This window comes from Vibrio sp. B7, from assembly GCF_963888765.1.
GTDB classification, from domain to species: Bacteria; Pseudomonadota; Gammaproteobacteria; order Enterobacterales; family Vibrionaceae; genus Vibrio; species Vibrio anguillarum.
In genome coordinates, this window is the sequence record NZ_CAWPKR010000022.1 from 274,065 (window position 1) to 294,055 (window position 19,991).

At 46.0% G+C, this 19,991-nt stretch carries 18 protein-coding genes; 4 read left to right on the forward strand and 14 right to left on the reverse strand.

The annotated features are described in order from the left end of the window. Positions 1-88: 88 nt before the first annotated feature. The 11 genes from AACV32_RS09130 to AACV32_RS09180 all read right to left on the reverse strand — a co-directional run bounded on the left by AACV32_RS09130 (position 89) and on the right by AACV32_RS09180 (position 10,570). On the reverse strand, positions 89-1,642 hold the full coding sequence (locus tag AACV32_RS09130; RefSeq protein ID WP_170894949.1) for a cryptochrome/photolyase family protein: 1,554 nt from the start codon (positions 1,640-1,642) through the stop codon (positions 89-91). A gap of 155 nt (positions 1,643-1,797) precedes the next feature. Further along, the gene (locus tag AACV32_RS09135) at positions 1,798-2,172 is read right to left on the reverse strand and encodes a rhodanese-like domain-containing protein (protein WP_017049317.1); all 375 of its coding nucleotides are present in this window, start codon (positions 2,170-2,172) and stop codon (positions 1,798-1,800) included. Between the two features lie 50 nt (positions 2,173-2,222). Further along, entirely contained in the window at positions 2,223-3,320 is a 1,098-nt protein-coding gene (locus AACV32_RS09140) for an ABC transporter permease (protein ID WP_170894950.1), read from the reverse strand. Then, a complete protein-coding gene (locus AACV32_RS09145) occupies positions 3,317-4,243 on the reverse strand; it encodes an ABC transporter ATP-binding protein (RefSeq protein ID WP_017044975.1) in 927 nt (308 codons plus the stop codon). The genes AACV32_RS09140 and AACV32_RS09145 overlap by 4 nt, the downstream gene beginning before the upstream one ends. Further along, positions 4,243-5,205 (reverse strand): HlyD family secretion protein, encoded by a 963-nt coding sequence (locus AACV32_RS09150; protein ID WP_373568403.1) that lies wholly within the window; start codon positions 5,203-5,205, stop codon positions 4,243-4,245. The genes AACV32_RS09145 and AACV32_RS09150 overlap by 1 nt, the downstream gene beginning before the upstream one ends. Before the next feature lie 91 nt (positions 5,206-5,296). Next, positions 5,297-5,956 (reverse strand): HAD family hydrolase, encoded by a 660-nt coding sequence (locus AACV32_RS09155; RefSeq protein ID WP_170894951.1) that lies wholly within the window; start codon positions 5,954-5,956, stop codon positions 5,297-5,299. A 4-nt stretch (positions 5,957-5,960) separates the two neighbouring features. After that, on the reverse strand, positions 5,961-7,010 hold the full coding sequence (locus tag AACV32_RS09160; protein WP_017046834.1) for an ABC transporter ATP-binding protein: 1,050 nt from the start codon (positions 7,008-7,010) through the stop codon (positions 5,961-5,963). Next, positions 7,007-7,810 (reverse strand): ABC transporter permease, encoded by an 804-nt coding sequence (locus AACV32_RS09165; protein WP_010318639.1) that lies wholly within the window; start codon positions 7,808-7,810, stop codon positions 7,007-7,009. The genes AACV32_RS09160 and AACV32_RS09165 overlap by 4 nt, the downstream gene beginning before the upstream one ends. After that, a complete protein-coding gene (locus tag AACV32_RS09170) occupies positions 7,797-8,696 on the reverse strand; it encodes an ABC transporter permease (RefSeq protein ID WP_026027756.1) in 900 nt (299 codons plus the stop codon). Before AACV32_RS09170 ends, AACV32_RS09165 begins: the two co-directional genes overlap by 14 nt. After that, entirely contained in the window at positions 8,696-9,499 is an 804-nt protein-coding gene (locus tag AACV32_RS09175) for an alkaline phosphatase family protein (protein WP_010318641.1), read from the reverse strand. The genes AACV32_RS09170 and AACV32_RS09175 overlap by 1 nt, the downstream gene beginning before the upstream one ends. A 9-nt stretch (positions 9,500-9,508) precedes the next feature. Further along, the gene (locus AACV32_RS09180; protein WP_170894952.1) at positions 9,509-10,570 is read right to left on the reverse strand and encodes an ABC transporter substrate-binding protein; all 1,062 of its coding nucleotides are present in this window, start codon (positions 10,568-10,570) and stop codon (positions 9,509-9,511) included. 212 nt (positions 10,571-10,782) lie between these two features. Between AACV32_RS09180 and AACV32_RS09185 the strand changes: the two genes are divergently transcribed. The 3 genes from AACV32_RS09185 to AACV32_RS09195 all read left to right on the forward strand — a co-directional run bounded on the left by AACV32_RS09185 (position 10,783) and on the right by AACV32_RS09195 (position 14,489). Further along, complete coding sequence (locus AACV32_RS09185) at positions 10,783-11,535, forward strand: UTRA domain-containing protein (protein WP_170894953.1); 753 nt, start codon at positions 10,783-10,785, stop codon at positions 11,533-11,535. 45 nt (positions 11,536-11,580) lie between these two features. Next, on the forward strand, positions 11,581-12,807 hold the full coding sequence (locus AACV32_RS09190) for a DEAD/DEAH box helicase (RefSeq protein ID WP_170894954.1): 1,227 nt from the start codon (positions 11,581-11,583) through the stop codon (positions 12,805-12,807). Positions 12,808-13,253: 446 nt separating this feature from the next. Next, on the forward strand, positions 13,254-14,489 hold the full coding sequence (locus tag AACV32_RS09195) for a RidA family protein (RefSeq protein ID WP_170894955.1): 1,236 nt from the start codon (positions 13,254-13,256) through the stop codon (positions 14,487-14,489). 129 nt (positions 14,490-14,618) lie between these two features. Here the strand turns inward: AACV32_RS09195 and AACV32_RS09200 are convergent, their stop codons facing one another. Further along, entirely contained in the window at positions 14,619-15,275 is a 657-nt protein-coding gene (locus AACV32_RS09200; RefSeq protein WP_170894956.1) for an HAD family hydrolase, read from the reverse strand. A gap of 216 nt (positions 15,276-15,491) precedes the next feature. Between AACV32_RS09200 and AACV32_RS09205 the strand changes: the two genes are divergently transcribed. Further along, positions 15,492-17,228, forward strand: coding sequence for a SulP family inorganic anion transporter (locus tag AACV32_RS09205; RefSeq protein WP_050934249.1), 1,737 nt, complete (start codon positions 15,492-15,494; stop codon positions 17,226-17,228). Positions 17,229-17,481: 253 nt separating this feature from the next. Here AACV32_RS09205 and AACV32_RS09210 read toward each other — a convergent pair whose 3' ends face one another. Both AACV32_RS09210 and AACV32_RS09215 read right to left on the reverse strand, forming a co-directional pair. Next, positions 17,482-18,363 (reverse strand): YjjW family glycine radical enzyme activase, encoded by an 882-nt coding sequence (locus tag AACV32_RS09210; RefSeq protein ID WP_170894957.1) that lies wholly within the window; start codon positions 18,361-18,363, stop codon positions 17,482-17,484. Further along, positions 18,363-19,916, reverse strand: a complete 1,554-nt coding sequence (locus AACV32_RS09215; RefSeq protein WP_170894958.1) for a YjjI family glycine radical enzyme — start codon at positions 19,914-19,916, stop codon at positions 18,363-18,365. Before AACV32_RS09215 ends, AACV32_RS09210 begins: the two co-directional genes overlap by 1 nt. Positions 19,917-19,991 lie beyond the last annotated feature (75 nt).

The window sequence follows — 19,991 nt, forward strand, 5'->3', positions numbered from 1 at the left end:
TGATATTTAATCGAATAGCATGATTATAGTTACTTGCAGCGTGCTCACCAAATTGCATAAATAAAAACGTGACCAGTAAGCCGACGAGCTACAGCTCTTCAATATGGTGTAGATAGTATTGAGCTTGATCTAAGATTGCTTGTTGAGTGGCGTTTTCAGTGTTATCCCAATTTTTATAAATCATGCCTATCCTTGGATTTTTGGCTAACCGTTCACGATGAGTGAGCATGAACTGCCAATATAAACTATTGAATGGACATGAATTTAGACCACTACGGCTCTTTACTTGGTAGTGACAATCTTTGCAGTAATCACTCATTTTATTGATGTAAGAGCCGCTTGCGGCATAAGGCTTGGTAGCAACAATTCCCCCATCAGCAAACAGAGCCATACCTCGGGTATTGGGCATTTCTACCCATTGCAATGCATCAATATAAATACCTAAGTACCAGTCATCCACCTCATCCGGCTCGCAACCTGATAGGAGTGCAAAATTACCCGTGATCATCAAACGTTGGATATGATGTGCGTAGGAAAATTCCAGTGATTGAGTTACGGCTTGTTTAACACAATGCATACGAGTATCCCCTGTCCAATAATAGTGAGGAAGAGGTCGTTGAGCGTCAAGGGCGTTGTGCTTGGCGTATTGGGGCATGTTCGCCCAATAAATGCCTCGAATGTACTCACGCCAGCCCAAAATTTGCCTAATGAATCCTTCGATTTGTGCTAAATCCATCGTATTGTCATTCTCAAATCGCATGAGTGCACTTTGAATGACTTCTGCAGGCGATAGCAGTTTGCAGTTGAGTGCAAAAGAGAGCCGGCTATGGTAGAGACTCCAACGATGTGGGCTCTTTGCCGTCATTGCATCTTGAAAGCGACCAAACAGCGGCAAGCCGTACTGACAAAAGTGGGCCAATAATGACAGTGCTTGTGAGCGGTTAATCGGCCATAACAATGAAGGAGTATACAGGCCGAAAACGTGAATATTATGATGCTGTAAACGGTTATAAATTGCACTGACATTGTTTTGAAAGCTAAGTGGTTTGGGTAGGTTTTCTATGTCTTGCACGCTGAGCTTATTGCGATTTTGGTGATCAAAATTCCAACGCCCACCCAAAGGAGTTTGATGATCATCTTGCAGAAGAATACCGAATCGCTTACGCATTTTGCGATAAAACGGCTCCATAATAGTGGTTTTGTTGGTGTTAAAATACTGAGTGATCTCGTCAAAAGGCAATAAAAAGTGTTCAGTATCAAAACAAGTCACTTGTGTATGAGAGAGGTTTAACTCCTGCAACTGTTGCCAAACTCGGTATTCATCAGGTCGCTGATAGTGAAAGTATTCTGCGTTGATCTGATGGCACAGATCGCTAATCAATGGTGGTAGCTGCAAATAATCGGCAGTTTCATCAAGGGTCAAGTAGAGAACCTGGTGTCCCTCACTTTGCAATAATTTGGCAAAAGCTTCCATCGCGGCAAAAAAGGCGCAGATTTTTTGAATGTGGTGTTTTACATAGCCTGTTTCTTGTTTAAGTTCAGCTATCACGTACAGTATGGAATCATCCGTTTTGTTAAACCAAGAGTGCTTGATATTGAGCTGATCGCCTAGGATCAAGCGTAAGGTTTTGTACGTTCGCATGCTGTATACCGTTGAGATTGGTTATCGAACATCTTCTACGTTCCAATCAAAAAATCGATCATTGTTGCCGAATAACAAGCGCTGTCTTTCTGTTGCGCTTTGAGAGCCAATTAAAAACAAACAAGAGCGATAACGTGAATGTGAGTAGGCTAACATCAATTGAGCGGCTTTATTGCCGAAGGATGAATGATCATTTCCTCTAAACCGCCGCCGTTATGTACTTGAGTGAACCCTTGCTCGAGTAAATAGGCCATGGCTTGGCCCGATCGATTGCCGCTGCGGCAGTAAACCACAATCGGTTGTTGTTTATCGATGTGAGAAAAAGCACTGCTAACAGTATCAAGTGGGTAGTTTAACGCACCTTCAATATGGCCAGCTGCGAATTCTGCTGCGGTTCGAACATCGACTAAAAGCGCGCCATTTTCAATCCATTGCCATGCTATCGTTGAGCGCTCCGATGCCAATGCATCTGAGGTATTGGAGATCAGGCCTACACACAATAACGCTTTGGTCATCAGTGACTTTAACATGTTAGTTTCCTTCTTTTGGCTTAAAAATTAGCCTTCAAATGTGAATGGCGTTAATCAAGGGATTTCTTAAATCTCAAAGACGCGACGATAATCCCACCGACGGTAAAGCTCAACATCCATAGCGCATCTCGCCATAGATCCATGAGGTTAGCACCGCGCAACACAATCCCGCGGATCATGCGCATAAAGTGAGTCGCAGGCAACGCTTCAGAAATCCACTGCGCTGCTACTGGCATGCCTTCGTAGGGAAACATAAATCCAGAAAGTAAAATTGAAGGCAGTAAGATAAAAACAGTCATCTGCATGGCTTGCAGTTGAGTGGAAGCAATGGTTGAAATCACCAAACCTAAGGTCAAACTGGCGGCGATAAACAGCAAAGTACCGAAGAGAATTTGGCTGATCGCACCATTAATGGGCACGTCAAAAATAAAATGCCCTAAGCCCAAGATGATGAAGACCTGAATTAATCCGACAAAAATATAGGGCACAATTTTGGCGACCATAAGCTCAATAGAGTGAATTGGCGTGGTGATCAGCAGTTCTAAATTGCCGCGCTCTTTTTCTCGCACAATCGCGGCACTGGTGAAGAGGATCATCGTCATGGTTAAAATAACCCCCAGTAAACCGGGTACGATATTGACCGCAGAGCGGCGAGTGGGGTTATAAAACAGCGTGACTTCAAAGGTTTTGACGGTGGCTGGACGAATGTCAAAGTCAAAATCGGTCAGCGGCATGGATTGCAGACCTAAAATGGAGGCACTGATCATCGTATCGGAGCCATCAACAATCCACTGGCCTAACACGCGGTTTTGCACCGCGCGCTGGGTGAGATCTTTTGGCAGGATCAGCGCTGCTCTCACGTTACCTTGTTCAATTGCATATTCAGCTTGCTCTGCTGTGGCAAAAGTGTGTTTGACGCTCACAACCTGTGTGGCTTTGACTGACTCTACAATTAACCGTCCGAGGGTACTTTCACTTTGATCAACGATGGCGATCGGAATATTGCGTACGTCAGTATTGATGGCAAAGCCAAACAGCAACAACTGGATCAGTGGGATCATCACTACCATGCCAAACGTAATTCTGTCTCGCGAGAGTTGGCGTATCTCTTTCACCATCACCGCTTTCATTCGAAACAGTGCTTTCATTGACGCCCCTTGCCAGTCACAGTGACAAAGACATCTTCCAAACTTGGGCGAGCTAGATTCATCTCAGCTTCAGCCAGTTCAGGGAAGGTTGTTTTTAGCCACGCGATAGGTTGCGTGACTTGTTGATGAATAAGGATCCGCAAGCGGATGCCAAGTTGCGCAGCAGAGCGAACCTCCGCCCGAGCCATGACTTTTTCTTTTAATTGGCGCAAATTATGGGCTCGGACTTCGACAATGTTGACGCCCATCGTGTTCATTAAGGTTTCTGGCTCACCATCTGCACGGATTAAACCCGATTCCATGATGGCTAAACGGTGGCAGCGTTCTGCTTCATCCATGTAGTGAGTGGTGATCAAAATGGTGGTGCCTTGGTCTGAAAGATCGAACAATTGTTCCCAAAATTCCCGTCTATTTTCAGGATCGACCGCCGACGTTGGTTCATCCAAAAACAGCAGTTCAGGTTTATGCATCGTGGCGGCTGCTAGTGACAAGCGCTGCTTTTGGCCGCCACTCATCCCACTTACGCGTTGTTTTCGGCGCTGATCAAGCCCATAAGTGCACAACTGTTCATTGAGCCGTTGTGCCAATGCTTTGCGCGGCATACCAAAAATTTGCCCAATAAATTGTAGGTTTTCCTCTACGGTCAAATCATCGTATAACGAAAATTTTTGCGTCATATAACCAATTTTTAGGCGCAATTGCTCGGATTGTTTTGGGATCGCTAACCCCAGCACATCAACACTGCCGGAGGTAGGGCTTAATAAACCCGTGAGCACGCGAATTGTGGTCGATTTGCCACAACCATTTGGGCCGAGAAAACCGTAAATGGTTCCTTTGGGGACACTCAGATTGATGCCTTCAATCGCAGTGAAATCCCCAAATTTTTTGACCACATTACGGGCGTGAATGGCGAGTTCAGTCACTATTTTTGCCTCGCTAAATCGACTTGCGCTGGAATGCCAGAAGGGAGCGATTGCGCGGATTCGGGCAGATCCACTTCGGCTAGATACATTAAGCGGGCGCGTTCATTTTCGGTCAGTGCGTAGTAAGGCGTGAAAGAGGGTTCCGTTGCCACCCAACGCACAGTGCCTTGCAGCGGCTCTTTTATACCGTCGATATGCACTGGAAACTGTGCGCCCGGCACGACCGCTAAACGATGTGGTGCGGGAACGTAGACGCGAGCATAAGGGGTGCGGCTGGCTTGGATGATAGCGACAATGCCGTTGTTTGGGACGCGCTCACCCAAGTTGTATGGGAGGTTATCTAAAATTCCATCGCGGGTTGCGACAATGGTTAACTCGTCGAGCTTTTGCTGTTGCAGTGAGACGTCTGCTTTGACGGCGGTCAGCGCCGCTTGCGCTTGTTCAATATCTTCAGGGCGAGTGCCAGCGGTGAGCTTAGCAAACTCTTCTTTTGCAGAATCGAGTTCGGCGCGAGCGGCGTCACGCGTGGCGGTGGCGCTGTCTTTTTCTGATTGGCTGAGGAGCTTTTTACCAACCAGTTCTTCCACACGTTTGAAGTTTTGCAACGCCTCTGTCAGTTTGGCTTGCGCGCGATTGACTTTGGCTTGTGCGGCCGCCGTGTCTTCTTGGCGTTCACCATTGCTCAGTTTGAGCAAATACGCTTGCGCTTTGGCCGCCTCTGCGAGTGCATGGGCCAGCACCGCCTGCTGATTTCTGGTATCCAGTCGAACCAATACTTCGCCAGCATGCACTGCGCTGCCTTCCGCGATAGGAAGCGCGCGAATGATCTCATTGGCGGTGGCGGAAAAAGTGATACGGTCTCGCTCTAAAGTGCCCAATGCTTGCGCGCTATTTTCCGGCGAGCAAGCATTGAGAGTTGATAGTAAAAGAGAGATAAAGGCAATGCGGTGTTTCATGCTCATGGCGAGAGGCTCGGTTAACTTATTGTCTTCATACTAGAAGTTTACCGCCAGCGCCTCAAGTTACATGATTCATCAAAAGTAGAGGATGTGATTAGCCCCACTTTAATATCGGCCATTGTTGGGGCTGCGCGTATTGGATGAGACGCGTGCATGGGTTGACCAAATAGGTGAAATCGGCGTGTAGACACAAAGGTAAATCATTGATCGAGTCAGTGAAAAAATGCACTTGACCCACGTATTGTGGGCGCTCAGCTAGCCATTCATTTAAGCGCGTGACTTTACCGTCTCGGTAGGTGGGTGTCCCCAAAATATGCGTGGTGTAATGGTTGCTCTCTATGACCATATCGATACCCATCGCCTCTGCAACGCCGATTTTACGGGCGACAGCTTTAACCAAAAAACTGACCGACGCCGAAATAATGAGCATTTGAATACGCTCGTCCGTTAACTGCTTAATGAGTGCTTTGGCTTGAGGAAATAGCCTAGGTACGATGCGTGTAGCGACACAATCGTCCGCCAAGCGCTGGACTTGCTCTGTGGGCAGGGTGAGCAAAGGTTGCATCGCAAAATCGAGGTAATCTTCCATGTCCATTTCACCGCTGGCATAGCGTGACATGATCAGCCTATCCTGCGCGACAAAATCAGGGTCGCTCGCTATGTCCTTATCGGCCAAATATTCGCTCCAAATCATTGCGCAGTCGCCGTCAATCAATGTGTCGTCCATATCAAAAACGTATAGAGGTGTCGGCATGTATTTAGGCTCTCACAGGTTGTATTTCGTTAAGGTTAAACAGTAATTCTAGCTGACTGCCAGTGGCAAATAATCGCTCTGACGAACGATTGAGTAAATCGACCGTGAGCTCGCAGCCTCGCACATCCACATGGTAGCGAATGACATTACCCAGTAATTGGTGATGCTTGATTGTGCCATGTTGCGGCGCAGAAACATGGGCACCATAGCTCCGCCCAGCTTCCTTGACGTAGATGGATTCGGGGCGAATAGCCACTTTCCAAGCCGTGTCTATGTTAAACAACTGCTTGGCAGTGGCCGCCTCTACTAAATTGTAATGGCCCATAAAACCGGCCACAAACTCATTGGCTGGCTGAGTATAAATGCTTTCTGGGGAGCCTTGCTGAACGATTTCACCTTGGTGCATTAAAAAAATACGATCAGAGAGAATCATCGCCTCTTCTTGATCATGGGTTACAAATACGGTGGTGAGATTGAGCTCTTTTTGAATATCACGGATCTGCTGGCGCAAGTGTTTGCGAATTTTGGCATCCAGTGCTGAAAGGGGTTCATCAAGTAGCAAAATACGCGGTTTGACCACTAAGGCGCGAGCTAAAGCGACGCGTTGGCGCTGTCCACCCGAGAGCTGGTTGGGATAGTGTTTTTCTTTCCCTATCAGCGAAACCAGTTCGACCACTTTTTGTACTTCGCGCGCGATGTAAGCTCTGTCTTGCCCTTGCATTTTGAGGCCAAAAGCGATGTTTTCAGCCACCGTCATATTCGGAAACAGAGCGTAGGATTGAAACACCATGCCAATGCCGCGTTGCTGTGGTGTTTGGTTAGTGATGTTTTCACCGTTGACCCAAATTTCGCCGTCATCGACGGGATTTAAGCCAGCCAAACTGCGTAATAGAGTCGATTTCCCGCAGCCGCTCGGACCAAGTAGCGTGACAAATTCCCCTTGCTCAATGGAAAATTCAATCCCTTCAAAAACGGTATTGTTGCCAAAACGTTTGGTGAGGTTGGCGACGTGGACGTAATCAGAGCGAGAGGTTGTGTGGGTCGTGGAATTCATTGAGTGGATCCTCGGCTAAAACGACTGGCGAGCCAAGTCAGTAAAAAGATAAATAGGAAGTAAGTCATCACTAACGCGGAGGTGAAGTGACCACTAGTCTGACGCATGTTGTAGAGATAAATCTGCAAGGTTTCATAGCGCGTGCCGACCAGAATGTTCGCAAATACAAACTCGCCAAGTAGAAAAGAGAAGGATAGAAACAGCGAAGCCATCAACCCTTTTCTAATGTTTGGCAGTACGATCAGTAAAAAAGCACGGCTGGTGCTTGCGCCGAGCAGGTGCGCGGCGTCCATGAGATCGTGTAGATGGATCGCCTCAAAACTGTTGGCAATTGCACGGTACATAAACGGCAGCGCAATGGTGAAATAAGTGCCAATCAAAATCCAAGGTGTACCCACAATTGGAAATTGGCTATCGGCGTACAGTTGCAGTAATCCAACTGAAGAGACCACAGGCGGTACCGCAAAAGGAATTAAAATCAGCAGGTTCATTACTTTATCGAGACGAGGGAAATAGTAAAACACCACGAAGATTGCCGGAATAATCAAAACCGCGCTGAGTGTCAGAGAAGCGATGCCAATCAGCAATGAGCGGCCAAATGCATCGAGAAAGCGAGGGTCGGTCAGCAGTTTGAGATACCAGTCAAAGGTGAAGCCATCGGGTAAAATCGTTGCGCCCCAGCGTGAAGAAAAGGAATAAACCAAGGTGGCCAAAATGGGCAGCAACATCACTCCCACGATGGAATAGACCACACTTTTATGAAAGGTGATTTTATCAAGGGTAGGATTAGCGTTTTGCATGGGTGTTCCTTGCGCTATAGCTTTTCGCAATTAGCCACTGATTGATCACAGTAATGAAGGCTAAAATTAGCATCAATACCACGGAAATGGCGGCGGCTAAATTGGGCTCTAAGAACAGATCTCCCGCCACTAAACTGGCAATGCGTACCGTAATGACGTTGTAGTTGCCGGATGTGAGTGCGTAGACGCTGGCATATGCGCCCATCGCATTGGCGATTAGGATAATCAAGGTGCCGAGTAGGGCTGGTGAAAGCACAGGCAAGGCGATTTTTTGCCAATATTGCCATCCGTTGGCACCCAGAGTGGACGCCGCCGCTTGCCAGTCATCACTGAGCGCATCAAATGCAGGATAGAGCAGCAGCACGCCAAGAGGGATCTGAAAATAGATATACATCGCCAGCAGTCCCCATTTGCCGTACAGGTTGAACTCTTCAATCAAACCGTATTGCTTGAGCAACAAAGTCAGTGCGCCGTTGACCCCAAGAATAATAATGAAAGCGAATGCCAAAGGGACGCCAGCAAAATTACTGCTCATATTGGTAAAGGCGATCACACCATCGCGCAGCTTGCCATCGACTCGGCGTAAGGAGGCGACCAACATTGCTGCAATCGCAAGGCCCGCGACGCTGGACCATATGGCGAGCCACAAACTGTTGCCCAGCCCTTGTAAAATAAAGGATGAGCTGAAGATTTCGCGATAATGGTCTAGTGACCATTGATCGTCAGAGATAAAGCTGTTGAACAAAACCCACAGCATGGGGGCGAGCTGAAATAAGTAGAAAAACAGCGCAAAAGGAGTAAGCCATAACGCAGGTTTGAGTTTGCGTGCCCAGTGCGTTGATTGGCTCAGCACGGCGCTAGGCTTGCTAATTACTTGGCTACTGATCATGCTAAGCACTCCGCAGAAAAGGGCTTATTGTGATCAAGATTAAGCAGTTGGCAGCATAGGCCGCAGAGCTCAGTTTGTTTGATCTCACAAGCTTGGTGCGAAAATTGATCGCCCAATACAAACAGCGGGACGTTGCGCTCTTCGGTTAATATTCCGCCGTGTGACTTGTCATTGTTCATGCCGTGATCGCTGGTCACCATCACTTGGTAGCCATCGTTTAGCCAGCTTTCTAAAAAGTGAGATAACAGCGCATCGGCCATGCGTGCACTATTACGATACTGTCCTGAATCAAGGCCAAACTTATGTCCAGCATCATCGATATTCATTGGATGGATCAGTAAAAAATCAGGCTGATGAGTACGACGTAAGTGTTCGGCGTCTAAAAACAGTGCTTCATCGGGATAGTGATCCCAGTGATAAAAACAGCCATGCTGAATATTGAGTGTTTTATCACAGGTAAAACGATCGCGCGTTGCATCAAAAGGCGCGCGGTTATAGAGCTCGCTGACCCAATGATACGCCGCTGCGGCTGTTGTCAGCCCTTGCTCTTTTGCCAAACTGAAGATGGATTGATGATGTGAAAGGCGCACAATGTGGTTATGAACAATGCCGCTTTCGACAGGCTTTACGCCAGTGAGTAGACATTCATACAAAGGACGCGATAACGAAGGTAATTCACATTGTAGAGAGTATAAGGTTGCTCTTTGCTGCTCAATTAAGCCGTTTAAGTAGCCCATGCAATCACGGGCTACGGAATAATTGAGTCCATCAAGAACAACAAGGATCACCTTATTGTTCATGGTTGCCTCTTACTGCTGGTGGATAATGACATTCTCTTGCCATTGACGTGGCAATTGACGAGCTGATTTTTCCCAAGCATTAAAGTCGCTAATTGGGCTCACGTTCTGGTATTGATCGTTAGCGATCAATTTGCTTTGTACCGCAGCAGGCAGTGCAACGTTGCTGCGGATCGGGCGAGCATAGCCTTGTGCAAGGTTGATTTGGCCTTGATCGCTAAAGATGTATTCACGTGCTAGCTTGGCCGCATTTGGGTTTTTGGCGTATTTATTGATGATGGTGGTGTAGCCGGAAATCACAGAACCATCTTGCGGAATGTTAACGGTAAAGCGGTTACGGTCAATTTGGTCACGGTAACTTAGGGCGTTGAAATCCCACAATACGGCCACTTCAACTTCACCTTTTTCGAGGTTAGCGATACTTGGGTCTGTAAATGATAAGCGCCCTTGCTTGGCGAGTTTGGCAAAAAATTCGATTGCCGGATCGAGGTTCTTTTCACTGCCGCCATGAGCAAAAGCAGCGGCTAGTACGGCATTATTTGCTTGCGCGGCAACACCGACATTACCAATACTGATTTTGTAATCACCTTTGAGCAAATCGTTCCACGTTTTTGGCGCATTCTTGACTATATTATTGTTCGAGATAAATGAAATGGTGCCCGTATAAGCCAGAGCCCAGTGGCCATCTTTATCTTTGGCCCAGTCCGGGATCTCATTCCAAGTGCTCGGTTTGTACGCTTGAGTTACGCCTTTTTTCACCGCCACGCGAGCAAACGCAAAGCCAACATCACCGATATCGGCGGTCGCATTTTTCTTTTCGGCTTCAAACTTGGCAATTTCTTGCGCTGAGCTCATATCCGTATCTTGGTGTTTTAGGCCATAAATCTTACCTAAATCGCTCCACGTGTCTTGCCAGTTAGCCCAACTGCCGGGCATACCAACACTGTACACTTGGCCTTCTTGTTTCGCTGCGTTGATCAAAGATTGTAAATCAGCCTCTTTAGCAAAAGCCGAAGTTGAAAGAGTCAGCGCAAGTGCTGTGGCAGTCGCTGCGCGGGTAAATAAGGTTTTCATTGTCGCTATCCTTCTGGACTAGGTCAGTAAGTTCGATTTTTATCCTAGGGAAGAACTGTGACGTTTTCGGTGTAGTTATTTGACATTTTTGATGATTTTCTATTGCACTTTTATTTCAAATTCAATCAATTAGCCTGTCATAAATCTGTTATCTGTCGTATGTAGTCTAAAAGACGTTTATTCACTCTGTATAATATTGGACTAGGTCACGCATGAGATTTCGCAGCCCTTTGCCAGTGGCAAATGCTCCTTTAGAAAAGACTCAACTTGGTAACATTAAAGGCACCCTTCGTGAGCAAATTTGCAGTGGAATGCTGAGCGACAGACAAAAACTGCCATCTGAACGTGAATTGAGTGAATTGTTTAATACAACCCGCATTACAATTAAAGACGCTTTGGTTTCACTGGAAACAGAAGGGTTGATTTACCGAGAAGAGCGGCGTGGCTGGTTTGTCTCTCCGGCGCGAATTCATTATAACCCGCTATCGCGTTGCCACTTCCACCAGATGATCCGCGAGCAGCACCGAATCGCAGAAACTAAGCTAGTTGCGGTACGCAGCGTGATGGCTTCTCGTGAGTATGCAAGAGCGATGGATATTGACCGAATTACGCCCATTCATATTATTGAACGGTTGCGCTCGATTGACGGGCGAGCGGTACTGTTTGTCGAAAACTACCTGATTGCGCAGTGGTTTCCAAAGATATTAGAGGAAAATTTAACCGCTTCGTTAACGCATCTCTATCAGCAAAAATACGGTTACATCACCACGCGTTCTCGTTTTGAAGTAATCCCTACGGCTGCACCTCTTCATGTGGCAAAAGCCCTTAACTTGGCTGCTGGCCAATCTGTAATGAAAATTTGTCGAGTTAATTACAAACAAGATGGCGAGATCATGGACTGCGAATTTGAGTACTGGCGGCCAGATTCAGTCCTGATCCGTATCGATAGTTGTGATGGAGAATGAATAGCTTTAGACTCGGCGCAACCTTTTTCACCCTGCTAGTCGTTTATGAATTTTTCTAAGCTTAACTTAAGCGCCCCTTTGATGGCTGCGCTGCCTGCGTCGCGACACACGGCGACCAAAATCCAACAATTGGCTATTCCAGCCGTACTTTCTGGGCAAGATGTGCTTGCCTTCGCGCAGACGGGCAGTGGTAAAACGTTAGCTTATGGTTTGCCTTTACTGCAACAGATTGAAGTTAATACTCTTGAAATTCAATCGGTTGTCATTGTTCCTACCCGTGAATTAGCACAACAAGTCAGCCAAGAGCTGAGTACAGTGGCAAGTAAAATGGGCATTAGCTTATGCACTTTATGCGGGGGAGTGGCCCAAGAAGAGCAGCTTGCGCAGTTGGCCAAATTACCGCATTTAATCGTCGCGACACCGGGCCGCTTGCTTGATTTACTTACACAGCAACTGATCTCATTGGAGTCGATGCACTGTGTGGTGTTCGATGAAGCTGACAGACTGTTAGAGATGGGGTTTTGGCCGGATGTACAACGCCTGCTCAGTTTTATGCCCCAAACCAAACAAACGTTGTTGTTTTCCGCCACACTCGCCGCCGATCTCGAACAGGTGGCATTGGCCGTGTTAAATAACCCGGTAAAGATAGAGGCGAATCAAGCCAATCAAGTGGTGGAAGAAATTGAAGAGCAGCTCTACCTTGTGAATAAGGGCAGTAAAGCACAAGCATTAATTGCTCTGATTAAGCAGCGTGCTGAGCAGCAAGTATTAGTGTTCATTAGCGCTCGTGATAGTGCTGACGCGGTCGCGAAAAAATTACTCAAAGCGGGTATTCGTGCGGCGGCTTTGCATGGTGAAAAAGATCAAGTTATTCGCGAGCAAACGTTAGCCGATTTCAAAGCGAATCAAGTGGATGTGCTGGTGGCCACCGATTTACTGGCGCGTGGTATTCACATTGACGCGCTGCCAGTGGTGATCAATTTTGATTTACCGCCTAGTGCGCCAGTTTATATTCACCGCGTTGGCCGCACAGCGCGTGCTGGTCAAGGTGGTGTGGCGATTTCACTGGTCTGCCATGGTGAAAGCCAAGCGCTGGAGGCAATCCGCAGCTTAACGCAGCGCGCTTTACCGCTGCAGGCGTTGACCGATTTTCCAGTGACAGACCAACCGACCAGCGGTGAACCGAAGCGCAAACCGCGTGATAAGCAAGCCAACCGCCGCAGTGCTCAAAAGCGCAGCGTGAAGCAGTTTCAACAGAAAACAAGCCATTAAGTAGCTCAATATACGCATGCTATTGTGCGTTTTGATGGAGTAAGGAAACTAAGTTACTCAGGAAATTTATGCATTTATTACGATTGAAATGGCACATTAATCGAGTTTATGTGTAAATTTTCAGCAGCTTATTGTGAACAACCTATCATTATTGGACTAAATCAAGAAAATGCAGTATTCAGTTTCATGAGATTATATTCACAATTTTAGAATCATTTCTAGGATAAATATTCTTTAATCCACGTTATTAACACGATTGTGGATAATTAGTCGTTAATCAATCATTATCAATATAAGCGATGACTTTCTAGTCAAATAATATTTTAATGTATGTCACATTTACTGAAAATTTTTTAACTTACCATTTCGCCACTTTGATTGTTTTATCAAAAAACACTTATTAAATATAAATTCGTATTTCTACTAATAATAGGATAAATTTCGATATGGCTGCCGATATTGTAAAGGTTTCAAGAAACACAGAAAATGCACCTATATGTGCCGTCTCTACACAAACTGTCGCTTTTTCTCATTATAATAATATTTCAGCACAACTACCGATAGATCCTAAAACAGGTGAAATTGTTATTGGTTGTATAAATGACCAAACAAAGCGATGTCTGAATAATATACAGTCTATCGTAGAAAGTATTGGTCACGTTATGGATGATGTGGTCAAAATGAATATTTTTGTAAAGAATATTTCAGATATTGATGCCATCAAAAAAGTATACCCCACTTTCTTTCAGGGGCCGCTTCCTACAGTGACCATAGCGGCGGTTGCGGCTTTACCTGTCAGTGATGCTTTAGTGCAAATTGATGCTCTTATTTCAAACGGTGAAGGCACTGCTCCACAAGCGCCTTGTGAGCTCATCAAAGTCTCAAGGAATACTGAGCATGCACCTCAAGGTCTATACTCTCAAACCGCGGCCTTCTCTCATTATAATAACCTCTCGGCTCAATTGCCGATTGAACCTAAAACGGGAGAAATAGTACAAGGTGGTATTAAAGAACAGAGTCAACAGTGTTTGAATAATATTAATGCTATCTTAGAAAGTATTGGTCATACGATGGCTGATATCGTTAAAACAACGATATTTCTTAAAAATATATCTGATGCAGAAGCCATCAATGAAGTCTGTGGACAATTTTTCCCAAGTTATGTGCCTGCGCGAAGCCTAGTTAGTGTTGCTGACTTGCCTATGAATGCATTGGTGCAAATTGATGTTGTTGTGTCACATGGTGATGGTACACCGCCACAGCTTCCTGAAGATGCTCGCTTACTTGTGATTGAAGCAAATAATACCGTGAATGCACCTGAAGTCGACTATTCCCACTCTGTTGCTTTTTCTCATTATAATCATATTTCAGGTCAGTTACCTTTATCTCCAAAAAATAATGAAGTTGTTGCTGGTGGAATAAAAGAACAAGTTAAGCAGTGTTTAGAAAATATAAAGAATATTGTAGAAAGTGTTGAGCATGTTATGGATGATATTGTTAAAGTCAATATTAAAATAAAAAATATGGATGACATTAATATTGTCAATGAAGTTTACACAACCTTCTTTAACCATGAGCTACCTGCGAGAACCGTGATTGGTGTTTCAGAACTGCCTATGGATGCGTTAATACAAATTGACGCGGTGGTTTCTAATTGTGAAGGTACGCCACCTAAACATTAACGAATCTTTATTATTGACTAAAGAAGGGGGTATCAACGATATCCCCTTGTTACTTGTTAGCTACCTGTAATTGCAATACCACGCTGCCTGGCTGTGGTAATCAAAATCAGCCGACGCATGAAAAACCGCTCAATTACTGTTTTTCAGGGCCGTTAAAACGTGATGTAGTGAGGGGACCACATGGTGTCCAAGCGCCAAAACTTCTTCACTGGGTTCGACGAGATCAGGAATTTGGTAGGTGATCATATTCGCACTCACGGCGGATCGCACGCCGTTATTAGAATCTTCAAAGGCTAAACATTGGGTCGGTTCAGCGCCAAGACGTTGCGCAGCGAGTAGATAAATCTCTGGATCGGGTTTGCCATGTGTCACTTCACAACCGGTTGTGAACGAGTCAAAGTATTGCTCAAGGCCTGAAAGGCGCAGCTTAATTTGTGCTACGTCTTTTTGGGTTGATGTTGCGACGGCAGTAGGAATACGATTGGCTTTTAACCATTGTAATAACTCGATAACCCCTTCTTTCACTGGGATCGCCTGGTGTTTCACCACGGCATCGTAACGTTTACGCCACTCCGTATGTAATACTGTATAGTCTAATTCTGGCCCGTAGCCTGCGCGCAGTGCTTGTTCAATGCCTGCCGCATTGCGACCAATAGCCGAGAGATAAACCTCTTTTAAAAATGGGACGCCAACTGCGTGGCAAGCTTGTTCGAATATTGTAAGGCAGACACGTTCCGTGTCGAGTAACAGTCCATCCATATCAAAAATGGCAGCTTGAAATTTCATAAGTACAACTTTAGGCGAGTGAAATGGAGTGGGCTATTTTCACATAAGTCGACCTATGGAGGCGATCTTTTTCCTGCACTTTTTCTTTTTCTCATACTTCAATAAAATCAGCCAATTATAAGCGCTAGTTTGTTAGCAATGAGTTATGCTTAATGTGAAAACCTTGTTGCGAGAAGAGGGGGAAGCAATTTGAATAGTGCATTTGTACAACAGTGGATGCCGGGTTTACACCAACTGAAAGACTATGAAACACGCTGGTTGATGGATGACGTACGTGCGGCGCTTTCTGTGGTTGCGGTTGCACTGCCTGTCGCGATAGCGTACGCGCAGCTCACTGGAGTAAGTGCGATTGTCGGCTTATATTCCTGCGTATTGCCGATGTTGGTTTACGCGATTTTTGGCACGTCTAGGCAGTTGATCTTAGGCCCAGACGCGGCAACTTGCGCAGTGATTGCGGCGGTAGTGACACCGCTGGCGATGGGCGATCCTCTCAAACACTGGCAGTTGGTCATGACAATGACGGCAATGACTGGTGTATGGTGTTTGCTGGCCAGTCGTTTCAAACTCGGTATTTTAGCCGATTTTCTCTCTCGCCCTATTCTACTTGGGTTGTTAAACGGTGTTGCTCTGACCATTATCGTGGGTCAATTTGCTAAAGTGTTTGGGCTGAAATATGAGCAGCAATATCTACTAGAGCGTATCGTGGAAGCGCCATCCTTACTGATTGATTTGCATTGGCAAACCTTATTGATAAGTGCGCTGACAGTGGTGGTTTATTTTCTGTGTAAGCGTGTCAGGCCCAATTGGCCAGCAGCGATGTTGGCTATCATCGCTGCTGCATTTTGGGTGTGGTTTTTTGGCGCTGAACATCTTGGCGTTAAAGTTGTTGGTTTAATCCAAGGTGGGTTACCGATATTCCAAACCCCTCTATTTGATCTAGGGGTGAGCCGCGAATTAGTCATGCCCGCTTTGAACTTAGCGATGGTGAGCTTTGTCAGTATGATGCTCACTGCGCGCAGTTTTGCGGCAAAAAATGGTTACGATATTGACGCCGACAAAGAGTTTCGCGCGCTTGGCTTAGCTAATATCGCTTCTGCATTTTCACAAGGTTTTGCCATCAGTGGGGCGGATTCACGTACGGCGGTGAATGACGCTAATGGTGGAAAATCGCAATTAGTTTCGATTATTGCAGCGATTGTGATTGGATTTGTCGCGATTGTGGCGTATCAGCCACTACAATACATTCCGATTGCTGCATTGGGAGTTGTGTTGATTATCGCGTCTATCTCGTTGCTGGATCTGAAAGGGATTTGGAGTTTACACAAGCGTGATAAAGACGCCTTTTATTTGGCAAGCTTAACCTTCATCGCTGTATTGGTCATTGGCGTTATCCCCGGCATCACTCTTGCGGTATTACTGGGTCTGTTCCAATTTTTACGCACCGTGATGCGGCCAAGTGATCAAACATTGGGTTTGGATGATAAAGGAACGATTCGCACGATTGATACGTCAGCGAAGGCGAAACCAATACCGGGTTTGGTGATTTATCGTTTCAACTCTCCGCTGACTTATTTCAATGCGCCTTACTTTAAACGTCGTATTTTATTTCACACTGAATCGGCGGGCATGAGTGTGGGGTGCGTGATTATTGATGCGGTGTCGAGTTTTACCCATTTAGATTTAAGCGTCATGGCGATGTTATCGGACGTGCAAAGCATTCTGAAAAAACGAGGCATTCGTTTAGTGCTAGCGGGGCGTAAACGCAGTTTGAGAAAATGGTGTGAAATCGCTGGAATTTCAACGGGTGATGGCGGCGTGGTGATTCGTGCGGACATGTATTTAGCCATTAAGCTAAGTGGATGTTACCAACACGCTGTAGAAGAAGGGCAAGTTCCACCAGTACAAAAAGAGCCGCAAAAGGATATTGAAGGTGAAATTGCGGCTGCTATTTAAAATGAGGTTGGCTCTCGTTAATAATATTGGTTCTCGTTAATAAAAGATAAAGAGCTCTTGAGTATCGAAAAGATGTAAGAAATCCCATTCAATCATGATGCTTTCCTTTTTCTGTGATGAGAGCGAGTGCTCGGTCTTTTGTTAAATGGTTGGTGCCTGTTTGGATAAGCATAGGTGAGCGTTATGCATTAGGCAAAATGGTACGGGTTATTAATCTAATATAGGTAGCCTATGGATATGGTGGTTTTCGACGCTAGGCGTAGCGTGTCGGCAGGTAAACAGTTCGCTGTACTTGAGCGGCCAGTTTTCGATGAAACTGCAGCATTTCACCTTCACTGCATGACTGCCAAGTTAAGGCCTTGCCGACCACTCCGTGATGTTGGAAGGCGCTTAGCCGAATGTTGACGTTCGCAGGCAACTGGTTAATCAGATGCGCCACTTCAGTAATTTCAGTCTCTAAATCACTTTTGTCCGGTATATGCAGCAGTCGCACTTCGTGCAGTTTATTCAGTGTAGCGAGGTGGAAAATAGTGCGTATCACTCTATGGTTACTGCGTCCGGTTAGCCACCGATGGGTTTCCTCTTGCCAAGCTTTTAAATCGATCATTGCGCCATCCAAATAGGACGAGATTTTGTCCCATCCCGATTCTGATAGTGAGCCATTACTATCAATAAAACAGCTGAGATGTTTCAATTCTTCATCGTGTTTGATGGCTTTGAAAAGAGCGATGATAAACGGAAGTTGTAGGGTTGCTTCCCCTCCTGAAATGGTAATACCGGCTAAGAAATAATGATTTCGGCGGATAAGTTCCACGAGTTGTTCAACGCTGTAGTGATGAATTTTGGGGTTTGATTGGTGCACGCAGTGCTCAATACAGCGATCGCAGTGAGTGCATTTATCTGCTAGCCATTCGACTTGCTGGTCAGCATTGAGGCGCAGTGCTTGCGATGGGCAGGTTGGCACACAATCACCGCAATGGTGACAGTGACGAATCGTATGTGGGTTATGGCAAGACAAGCAATTGAAGTTGCAACCTTGCATAAAAATGACCAGTCGGTTGCCCGGGCCATCAACGCAGGAGAAAGTCAGCACTCGGCTGACTTTTGCTCGGAGCGGCTGTTTTCCACTCACCATTAGTTGACAGAGTTTGGTTGATAAGCCGATTGCATTTCATGGCTAACCACGCGTGCTTTTCGCTTGAGCACGGCCGTGTTTTTGGCCGCTTCTGCCCCAAGAAATGTGGTGTTGGTGCGTGATCCGCGCTGCTCAAATTGCGCTATTTCAGACAATTTCACCATGTAACCCGTAATGCGAACTAAATCGTTCGAAGCCACGTTGGCCGTAAATTCGCGATAGCCCGAGTGGAGGGCTCCTTTACATAGGTTGAACATCGCCTCTGGGTTGGCCTTTATGGTTTCATCCAGAGTTAAAATATCGCTGATACCAGAGGTGTAATATTGATGATGTCCAGCCGTTGCTTGTACATATTCAATCGGGTTGGGTTCGGTGCCATAAGGGATGCGCACGCCCGGAGTGACATCAAGATCAAGGCTAATACCACCTTGCGCGTGCAGCAAAGCACGGCCGTTGAAGCCATATTTGACTGGTGAGTTTTGTACAATGTCGGCCAGCTTGGCGGAAATGGCGATGCCTAATTGGTTGGCGATATCATCATGGCCATAACGAGCGTTACTCTGCTCCTTTTCCAGTAATAGATTAACGGCTTCAGCCATGCCATAAATGCCAAACATCGGTGCGAAACGAGATTCTTCAATCAACCCTTCTTGAGTCAGAAAACCTTCAAAAAAATGAGATTGTTGGTGCAGATGAGCAGCTCGAACATCCATCAGCTCAATCATATATTGGCTGTAAGTGGGTAGAATCTGATCTAAAAATGTTTGGCGGTCACTGGCTTTTTTCGCGGCCTCTTTTAAATTCATTCTGACCAAAGTATTGCAGCCACCCGCTAAAGGAAGCGAGTTGTAGCAACTGACGATACCAAAACCTTGCTCGCCATAGGCGGTGGCATGAATCGGATAGTTGGCGATGTGCGGTTTACTACATTGACAGATATTATCGGTCGCTTGGCGCAGTAAATCGTCAGGAGTGATAGAAGGGTCATACATGAAGGTAAGGTTGGGAGCGATCTGTTTCAGTTCAGTATCGATATGTAAAATAGTACGACAAATAATATTGTCGCTCGGGCCGATGTTGGCGTGCATGAAAGCATCGGGCAGAGTGCGATCAAGCATGATCCAAAACAGCTTCAATTTTTGATAAATCGACGCTTCGCTCAGCTCGCCCACATAGGGCAACAACACGCTATCTAATTGCCCCAAATAGACAGGAATAGAGGTCACTGAAGGCACGTGATGGTACAAAATGGTCAGCATATTGAGTGCTTCATCAAAATTACTGGCAGGCGAAAGCTCTAAATGTTCACTGCCTTGTGCTAAAAATTTTGCGTAGTCAGGCAACACGTAACGTGGTTTAAAAGGGGCATGGCCTTCAAACATATCGCAGATAATGCCTTGTTCCATTGCTCGAGCCAACTCAGGAGAGAGTTTCAGATAGGGTAAGCTTGCTTCGGCCTCTAGCGCAAGGAAGTGTGACTTTTGTTTAGGCGAGAGGTGTGCGTCAGTGACGATGGCTTGGAAGCGTTGCTGTGTATCGAGTGAATGGCTCATGAATTAAACCCTTATATTGTTGTGGTTTAATCCTAATGTGCTTGGTTACTTTTCACTATTGATAATACATCAAGT

What these genes read in the sequence shown, in the direction of transcription:
- AACV32_RS09130 (WP_170894949.1), bottom strand. Translation starts at nt 1,642, where the DNA reads ATGCGAACGTACAAAACCTTACGCTTGATCCTAGGCGATCAGCTCAAT.
- AACV32_RS09200 (WP_170894956.1), bottom strand. Translation starts at nt 15,275, where the DNA reads ATGAAATTTCAAGCTGCCATTTTTGATATGGATGGACTGTTACTCGAC.
- AACV32_RS09180 (WP_170894952.1), bottom strand. Translation starts at nt 10,570, where the DNA reads ATGAAAACCTTATTTACCCGCGCAGCGACTGCCACAGCACTTGCGCTG.
- AACV32_RS09150 (WP_373568403.1), bottom strand. Translation starts at nt 5,205, where the DNA reads ATGAGCATGAAACACCGCATTGCCTTTATCTCTCTTTTACTATCAACT.
- AACV32_RS09140 (WP_170894950.1), bottom strand. Translation starts at nt 3,320, where the DNA reads ATGAAAGCACTGTTTCGAATGAAAGCGGTGATGGTGAAAGAGATACGC.
- AACV32_RS09205 (WP_050934249.1), top strand. Translation starts at nt 15,492, where the DNA reads ATGCCGGGTTTACACCAACTGAAAGACTATGAAACACGCTGGTTGATG.
- AACV32_RS09160 (WP_017046834.1), bottom strand. Translation starts at nt 7,010, where the DNA reads ATGAATTCCACGACCCACACAACCTCTCGCTCTGATTACGTCCACGTC.
- AACV32_RS09190 (WP_170894954.1), top strand. Translation starts at nt 11,581, where the DNA reads ATGAATTTTTCTAAGCTTAACTTAAGCGCCCCTTTGATGGCTGCGCTG.
- AACV32_RS09210 (WP_170894957.1), bottom strand. Translation starts at nt 18,363, where the DNA reads ATGGTGAGTGGAAAACAGCCGCTCCGAGCAAAAGTCAGCCGAGTGCTG.
- AACV32_RS09195 (WP_170894955.1), top strand. Translation starts at nt 13,254, where the DNA reads ATGGCTGCCGATATTGTAAAGGTTTCAAGAAACACAGAAAATGCACCT.
- AACV32_RS09135 (WP_017049317.1), bottom strand. Translation starts at nt 2,172, where the DNA reads ATGTTAAAGTCACTGATGACCAAAGCGTTATTGTGTGTAGGCCTGATC.
- AACV32_RS09175 (WP_010318641.1), bottom strand. Translation starts at nt 9,499, where the DNA reads ATGAACAATAAGGTGATCCTTGTTGTTCTTGATGGACTCAATTATTCC.
- AACV32_RS09155 (WP_170894951.1), bottom strand. Translation starts at nt 5,956, where the DNA reads ATGCCGACACCTCTATACGTTTTTGATATGGACGACACATTGATTGAC.
- AACV32_RS09165 (WP_010318639.1), bottom strand. Translation starts at nt 7,810, where the DNA reads ATGCAAAACGCTAATCCTACCCTTGATAAAATCACCTTTCATAAAAGT.
- AACV32_RS09185 (WP_170894953.1), top strand. Translation starts at nt 10,783, where the DNA reads ATGAGATTTCGCAGCCCTTTGCCAGTGGCAAATGCTCCTTTAGAAAAG.
- AACV32_RS09215 (WP_170894958.1), bottom strand. Translation starts at nt 19,916, where the DNA reads ATGAGCCATTCACTCGATACACAGCAACGCTTCCAAGCCATCGTCACT.